This window comes from Chloroflexota bacterium (assembly GCA_018648225.1).
Lineage (GTDB): Bacteria > Chloroflexota > Anaerolineae > Anaerolineales > UBA11858 > NIOZ-UU35.
In genome coordinates, this window is sequence record JABGRQ010000151.1 from 5052 (window position 1) to 12713 (window position 7662).

General features: G+C 49.9%; 10 protein-coding genes. 8 read left to right on the forward strand and 2 right to left on the reverse strand.

The window, feature by feature from the left end:
* The 4 genes from HN413_14295 to HN413_14310 all read left to right on the forward strand — a co-directional run.
* A partial coding sequence (locus tag HN413_14295; GenBank protein ID MBT3391566.1) for a metallophosphoesterase occupies positions 1-716 on the forward strand: 716 nt, incomplete at its 5' end.
* A gap of 135 nt (positions 717-851) precedes the next feature.
* Positions 852-1514 carry an HAD-IB family phosphatase gene (locus tag HN413_14300; protein ID MBT3391567.1) on the forward strand — a complete coding sequence of 221 codons (663 nt, stop codon included), beginning with the start codon at positions 852-854 and terminating at the stop codon, positions 1512-1514.
* Positions 1515-1588: 74 nt separating this feature from the next.
* On the forward strand, positions 1589-1987 hold the full coding sequence (locus HN413_14305; protein MBT3391568.1) for a DUF433 domain-containing protein: 399 nt from the start codon (positions 1589-1591) through the stop codon (positions 1985-1987).
* On the forward strand, positions 1980-2333 hold the full coding sequence (locus HN413_14310) for a DUF5615 family PIN-like protein (protein ID MBT3391569.1): 354 nt from the start codon (positions 1980-1982) through the stop codon (positions 2331-2333). Before HN413_14305 ends, HN413_14310 begins: the two co-directional genes overlap by 8 nt.
* Positions 2334-2422: 89 nt before the next feature.
* Here the strand turns inward: HN413_14310 and HN413_14315 are convergent, their stop codons facing one another.
* A complete protein-coding gene (locus HN413_14315) occupies positions 2423-2752 on the reverse strand; it encodes a hypothetical protein (protein MBT3391570.1) in 330 nt (109 codons plus the stop codon).
* Between the two features lie 160 nt (positions 2753-2912).
* On the opposite strand from HN413_14315, the gene HN413_14320 reads away from it, so the two are divergent.
* Both HN413_14320 and HN413_14325 read left to right on the forward strand, forming a co-directional pair.
* The gene (locus HN413_14320) at positions 2913-3215 is read left to right on the forward strand and encodes an AbrB/MazE/SpoVT family DNA-binding domain-containing protein (GenBank protein MBT3391571.1); all 303 of its coding nucleotides are present in this window, start codon (positions 2913-2915) and stop codon (positions 3213-3215) included.
* A 1-nt stretch (position 3216) separates the two neighbouring features.
* On the forward strand, positions 3217-3483 hold the full coding sequence (locus tag HN413_14325) for a hypothetical protein (GenBank protein ID MBT3391572.1): 267 nt from the start codon (positions 3217-3219) through the stop codon (positions 3481-3483).
* Between the two features lie 196 nt (positions 3484-3679).
* Here the strand turns inward: HN413_14325 and HN413_14330 are convergent, their stop codons facing one another.
* The gene (locus HN413_14330) at positions 3680-6709 is read right to left on the reverse strand and encodes a DNA polymerase III subunit alpha (GenBank protein ID MBT3391573.1); all 3030 of its coding nucleotides are present in this window, start codon (positions 6707-6709) and stop codon (positions 3680-3682) included.
* Between HN413_14330 and HN413_14335 the strand changes: the two genes are divergently transcribed.
* Complete coding sequence (locus HN413_14335; GenBank protein ID MBT3391574.1) at positions 6698-7450, forward strand: abortive phage infection protein; 753 nt, start codon at positions 6698-6700, stop codon at positions 7448-7450. The genes HN413_14330 and HN413_14335 overlap by 12 nt on opposite strands.
* Entirely contained in the window at positions 7447-7662 is a 216-nt protein-coding gene (locus HN413_14340) for a hypothetical protein (protein MBT3391575.1), read from the forward strand. The genes HN413_14335 and HN413_14340 overlap by 4 nt, the downstream gene beginning before the upstream one ends.

Consider the following 7662-nt stretch of genomic DNA (forward strand, 5'->3'; position numbering starts at 1 on the left):
CCTTATCTCCTGATCTGGTACTCATCGGGGGCGATACAGGAACGGCCAGAAATCTCGATTTCTTCTTGCGCGCGTTTGATGAAAAGCTGCAATGCCCGGCTTTCTTTGTGATGGGCAATCATGATTTCTATCACGGTTCATTGGAGCGAATTCATAGGCTTGCCGGCGAAGTTTCAGCCAGTTCTCAATGGTTGCGGTGGTTGACTACACAAGGGATTGTCGAGATTACAAGTTCGACCTGTTTACTCGGGCACGGATCCTGGGCCGATGGGCGGCTGGGCAACGGGATCCATTCCCAGGTCGAGCTCAATGACTACTCCCTCATTGATGAATTCATTGGTCTATCCCGTCCAGAGCGCTATCAAAAAATGGGTGATTTGGGCGATCAGGCAGCTGACCATTTCCGGCGATTACTTCCCCAGGCCTGTGCCAATTATCGAAATATCCTTCTGCTCACCCATGTGCCGCCTTTTCGGGAAGCCTGCTGGCATGAAGGCAGTATCTCTGATGATGAATTTCTACCTCACTTTACCTGCAAAGCTGTCGGGGACACCTTGATGGAAATTATGCTTCAAAATCCACATTCACATTTGACTGTCCTGTGCGGGCACACGCATGGAGAAGGAGAAGTGGATATACTTCCTAATTTGAAGGTAAAGACTGGTGGTGCTATATATGGTAGACCCGAAATCCAAGAGTTGATGATTATCGAGTAAATAGAGCGCTTGAAATCTCATCTTGAAATCTGCCCGTTTTCTGCCATAATATAGATGCTCTGCCCAGGGCGCCCCCCTCGCTCTGGGGAGGGTTTTTGTTGGGGTAAAACACTCGCAATTCTTCTGAGAAATATCATGAACATAATCGTTACAGACCTCGAAGGAACTCTCACCACCGGTTCGAGTTGGCGCGGCTTCCGCAGCTACTTCAAACAGAACTACAGTGCCCTGGCTTATAACCTGTTTTTTGCGCGCTTCCTATTGCGCTTTCCACTGATGAAATTAGGCCTGCTCAATCACCAAAAGACGATGAGCGCCTGGATGAAAGCCGAGATCAGGCTCATGCAAGGCAATCCCATCACAGAAATCAACGCTATGGCCGAATCAGTCATTTATCAGGAGATGTGGCCAAAACGTCGCCCGGATGTACTTCTTGAGCTAGAAAAGAAACGCCTGGCCGGGGCGCAGATTGTGATCGTATCCACTGCATACCAGCCTATCGTGGAAGCCTTTGCCCGAAAGATTGAGGCGCGGGCTATTGGCACACAGCTTGTTTGTGAGAATGGCAAACTCGACGGCATCGAATTGCCGGTTAATTCCTATCACCACAAAGCCGAAAACATATTAATTCGTTATCCTGATGCCCACATCGTGGCTGCTTATGGAGATACGCTTTCTGATTTGCCAATGATGGAGACAAGCCAACAACCGGTGGCTGTGTATCCTGATGCAAAGTTGTTGAATGTTGCTGGAGAACGAGGATGGCGCATCATGCCATCCGGCTATCGGGAGCAATAGCCATAGGCAGAGGGCAACGACCCCCTATGTGATGTCTTATATGATATACTAAGAAGCATCGAAAGGAGTCTGACATGTCGCGATATCCGCTAAATCTACCAGGCCAATTAAAAAAAGAAGCCGAGCAGTTTGCCAGTGAGCAAGGTGTATCCCTCAACCAGTTCATTATGTGGGCTGTGGCTGAAAAAGTTGGGGCACTCAGCCAAACACTCGATGATCCCCAATTTCCTCAAATTACTTACCGGCGCGGGGCGGCTGGAATTCCCACGCCTGTTATACGCGGCACAAGCCTTCGCGCACAAACCATCGTGGTGGCTTCCCAAAACTGGGAGCTATCGATTGAAGAAATTGCTTCAGAATATGATCTCACCAAATCCCAGGTGCAGGAAACACTAGACTTTTACCAAGAACATCAGGATGAAATTGACGCCGCAATCGCCGCCGAAGAAAAATTAGCACCCGATCATGCCTAAGCCAAGCCTGCATCTGGATGCTGATACTTCCAGCAAAGCACTCTACAAAGCTCTATCAGCGCGCGGACATAATGTCACCCGTACCCCCAATGAATGGATGCGCCGTGATGCCAGCGACGAACGTCAACTCCTGGGGGCCACCGCACACGGTCGTTGTATATTCACATTCAATATCCGCGATTTCATCGCTCTGGCAGAACAATATCCCCGGCATGCAGGCATTATCCTGGCTGCGCAACCCGGTTGGACTCTTTCGACACTCATTGAGGCGTTGGATCGAATGCTCAACGAAACAAACGCCGAGGCGTGGGTTGGGCAAGTACGCTGGTTGAACGATTGGCGCTAGAAATGAACCTCCATCCAATTATGCAAATCCCCCGTCGAAGGAATTCTGCAGATGTTAGCATTCATGCCTTGCAAGATGCATATTGCTGATTATTTCCCCCAGCCTTCTCCGTCATAATAACGCGTGCCCCGATGTCCTTTTCGGGAATAGGCTTTTTCAAGTTTTTCCCCAGGTGTTTTTACGAAGATCAAGCTGCGGGGTTTGCCAGAATCGGGGTTCACTGCCCCGTGTTCAATGCGGGTAACCTGGCATCGCCCTACAACCATATCTTGCCAGATGGTGTAGACATAATCACCAATATTTAGGCGTGATGGTTTACCAGCCATGTGGAACTCAAATTCCCCTGATGCCCCAGCATACAGGGCTTCAACGGCTTCGATTCCGTCTTTTTGCGGGATGGTTTTTGTAATGCCACTCATTTTTTAGCTCCTGTAATATTTTTGCGATTGTCTTTCTAGTCGTGGCGGGGTGCATTTATTATAAATTGTCTATTGGCGATTTGCATACTTGACGCATATTTGTACCGGCGTTATACTTTCTGATAGTTGGAATTTCTAACTATTAGAAGGAATTGATAAGATGGATAACTACATGAAAGAGACTGTATATAAAACACGCCTGCGCTCAAAAGGACAGGTGACTGTTCCAGCAGAGGTAAGGGGCCTGCTTAATTTACAGGAAGGTGATGATATTGTCTTCTTCGTAAATGAGCAAGGGCGAGTATTTGTTCAACGACTTCAAACCATTCATCCAGAGCAAGAATGGTTTTGGACGAAACGGTGGCAGAAAATGGAACAAGAAGCCCAGGCCGATATTGATGCCGGGCGAGTTTCACGGTATGCGAATGTTGATGATGCCATCGAAGCATTAGAGGAATTGTAGGATGCCAGAGATTGAGCTAACCGACCGCTTCCTGAAATCGTATGCAATATTACCTGAGCAAATCAGAAAAAAAGTCAACAAGGCTATTCGGTTGTTAGCAAATGATCCCCGGCACCCATCATTACAAACAAAACCCATTCAAGGGGCAAAAGGGATTTATGAGGCTCGCGCGGATCGGGCTTATCGAATGACTTACGAACGATTACCCGGTGATGTTCTCAGACTTAGGGTAGTTGGTGAACATGACGAAACATTGAAAAATCCCTAACCCCTTGTAATTGAGTGTGGAAAATGATAAGCCCTGGCGAAAATAGCCGGGGCTTATGTGTTCTTGTGGTAATTGTAATTGTCGTTGACAGGTAAGCACAAAATTTGTTTTTCAGAGAGATTTTCTGGTATTCAAAATGCTATTGACGACTACACAATTGATCGAATTTACATCCAAGAAAACCCTTGTCCTGATTTCATCGTGATAACTCCATCAGCTTTTCTGCTTTCAGAGTCGGCTCATCCCGCTCTTTATCAATTTCAAGAATGCCTGTGATTAGCACTGGATGACTCGACATGGCAATCTGCTTTACCTGCCCATACAGAGCGGGGAAGACAATCACGTCCAGCGTCCCCGACAAATCTTCCAACGTCAGAAAGAGCATCGTTTCCCCCTTGGCTGTCCGGCTACGTCTGGATGTCTGGCGCACCCCGGCAACTGTTACACGCTGCCCTATCCAATCAACTGCATCCACAATCGCGATCGCGCCGGATTGCTCGATTTGATCTGCCACAAGCTCCAAGGGATGGGCCTCCAGGCTAATCCCCAATAACTTCTGTTGGGCAGCCATCTTTTCATCCAGAGACCAGTCACCCTCTGCATCAGCATTGATCGAAAACAGGCTCATCTGCCCTGCCAGCCAGCCACTTTGCAGACCTTCCAAAAGCGTGGGAATGGTGCCAAAGCCATCCAAAGCGCCAACTTTTACCAGATGCTCTGCTTCCTGCAAACGCGGATCAACGCGAGACAGAAAATCATCCAGGGAATGATAGGGGCGCGAGCGAATGATTTTTTTAATCGTTTTCCGGGTCAGGCGCTTGATCTGTCCTAACCCCATGAAAAGCTGCTTTTCACCCGCTACAATTCCCGTCGAAAAATTATGCGACGAATAGTTAATATGCGGCGCTCTTACCGCAAGCCCTAACCGACGGGCTTCGCTCAGATAAACGCGCTGACTGTAATAACCGCCCCAATTGGCGAGAACGGCTGCCATGAACTCAGCCGGAAAATGCACCTTGGCCCAGGCAGAACGCCAGGCAATCTGCGCATAGGATGCGGCATGTGCCTTGGGAAAACCATAGCCGGCAAAGGCGGCCATCATCTCCCAGACCCGTTCCCCGGTTTCCTGCGGAATACCACTGCGCGCTTCGGCTTCCGATACGAACTTGCGCTGCAGCTCCTGCATGCGTTTGCCCGGATCGAAGTGACTCATCGCCCTACGCAGCAGGTCAGCTTCTGCCAGGCTAAAACCTGCCAATTCATGCACGATGCGTAATACCTGTTCTTGATACAGGATCACACCGAAGGTATCCTGCAGCAGGGGCGCGAGGGATGGATGCAGGTGATGGATTGCCTCCTCACCATTGAAGCGCCGTACAAAGGCATCTTTCAACCCCCCGGTTAGCGGCCCTGGACGGTAGAGCGCCAGGGCGGCCATGATGTTATCGGCACTGCGAGCGTGGATCTCGCGCAGGGTAGCACGCATCCCCGGACTTTCGATCTGGAAGCAGCCGATTGTCTTGCCCTGCTCGATCAGATCGGCAGTATCTGGATTCTCATCGGGTGTGGAGTCCAACACCGACAGGGAAGTAGGATATCGATCTGGCTGGCTTTGCTGGATAAATTCGGCTACATCCCCCAGAACCGTCAGACCGCGAATACCGAGAAGGTCAATCTTGACCAGCCCGAACGCTTCCACCGCATCCAAATCCAGTTGTGTAATAGTAACCCCCTTACTGCCTGAACGCATCACAGGCACCAGGTCTGTGACGGGGCCCGGAGCCACAACCAGTCCACCTGGATGAACGGATAGGTGACGAGATAGTTTCAGGATCGCATCTGCATCGTCAAAGATCGGCTTGTATTTATCACCAGGATAAAGCTCGCGTAAAGCAGCGAAAGCCGAATTTGTTTGTCCGTCTTCATCGGATTCCTGCCTGCGCGCCCAGAAAGAGTGCGGCAGTTTCTCCACCATGGCGCGTACCTGTTTTGGTTTCAGGCCGTATGCTTTTGCCACTTCACCTAGTGCCGAACGCGGACGGAAACGGTTGATCGTGCCTACCATCGCGACCCGTTCTTCACCGTATTTTTCAAAAACATGCTGGATGACGCTATCCCTGCGCAGGGAACACAGATCGGTATCAATATCCGGTGGGGTCTGGCGTGCCGGGTTGAGAAAGCGCTCGAAATACAGGTTCAGTCGCAACGGGTCAGGGCTGGTGATCCCCAGACAATGCGCTACCAGCGATGAAGCCGCAGACCCGCGGGATGAGTAAGGCACACTGGTCTCACGAGCAAAGTTGAGGATATCTTCCACGATCAGGAATATCGGCTCATAGCCCATTCTGGCGATGGTCTCCAGTTCATGATCTAGCCGTGCCTGAATGTCCGGGGTGATCGTGCCATACCGCCTTTTTGCACCGGTTTCCGCTTTTTGGCGCAGGTATTGGCTCAAATCAAGTCCCTCTGGAATGGGGATTTGGGGCATATTGGGCACACCCAATGGCAGTTCGAAAGTGCAGCGTTCGGCTATTTCCTCTGTTCGCAGTAGCGCAGACTGAAAGCCATGGAAACGTCTGTGTATTTCACCCGGGCTGAGGAAATATGTCCCTTCCGGAGCGGTATCTTCCGGTGATAGCGCGTTGATGGGTTGGTTGAGCCGTACTGCGGTCAGCGTGCGTTGTAAGGCGGCTTGCTCTGGTCTCAGGTAGTAAATTGGGTGGGTGACCACCATGGACACCCCCATACTGCGAGCAAAACGGGAAAGTGATAATCCGCTGGTTGGGTCTTGCAAGGCCAGGTAGAGACGGTTGCCGAAAATATCCTTGAGAAGTCCGAATTGCTTATCCGCTTCTTCTCCGCCTGCACTTCCCAGAGCAACCAGACCGGTTGCATGGTTGGCCAGCAGGTCCAGTGAGCAAGGCAGTTCAGGATCATCCTGAAACGCAATGGCGCTACTCAGCCGGCACAGGTTGGCCCAACCTTGCGGGCTGGTTGCCAGCAAGGGGAGTCTTCCGGTGTCCAGGTCAATCTCCAGGCCTAGAAGCGGTTGGATACCGGCATCCTTGCAAGCATGAACAAACTCAACGGCGCCGGTGAGCAGACGATGGTCAGTGAGGCCCAGCGCAGTCATATTGTTTGATCTGGCTGCCTGAGCAAGCTCTGCTGGTGTAGCAAGCCCTTCTTGCAGGGAATATGTAGAATGGGTCGCAAGATGAACGAACATTTGTTCCATTATACAGGCAAGCAAGAAATTTGTAGAGTCAATTTGCCTAATGACGGCACCAAGACGCGTAGCAACCCAGCAATCAAAATCACGATTTTTTGTTTTTATACTATTTTAGTGTATAATATCAGTATGAATACAAAAAACACTACTGGCTTTGAACGCGTTCATAAAATCCTGGGAACCCAAAACGGTATTGTCCGCACCGCTGACTTGGTTGCTTTGGGGATTCCTACAGCCTATCTCTCCATCATGGAAAAACGAGGCGATATCGAGCGAATTTCCTGGGGGGTTTACCAAGCCCCTTCTTTGCTGGAAGATGAGTTTTTCCTTTTTCAATCGAAGTACAAAGCGGCTTATTTTTCCCATGAGACTGCATTGTATCTTCATGACCTCACGGATCGAACGCCTCTGTTTTTTACCGTATCTGTTCCATCCACCTATCACTCCAGCGATCTATCCGATAGTTCGCACAAAGTCTTCTACGTCCGCTCAAATATGCTCAAAATGGGCATCATTCATATTCAATCGCCCCATGGGAACACCTTGAAGGTAACCGGGGTGGAAAGAACGATCGTTGATCTACTACGTAGTCGCAGCCGGGTTGAAGATCAAATCATTTTCGACGCCTTGAAACGCTATGCACGCTTGAAAAGCAAGGATGTGGACTTGCTGTTCCGATATGCAGAAAGTTTTCGGGTACATACTATTCTGCGTCCTTACATGGAAGTGCTTTTATGAATAAAGCGATGCAATTGAAGGCGCAAATCCGAAATTTTCCCAGAGAATCCGGTGTCCCTGCACAGACAGTTCTTCAAAATTTAATGTTAGAACGTCTCAAGCAGGCGTTTTCAATTGCGCCTGCTCGCCATCCTGACGCAGGAGCGTTAGGGCAATTCCGTCTGAGCGGGATTTTGTTTTCTAAGTGCGGCATTGTGAGTTTGATAACCTAA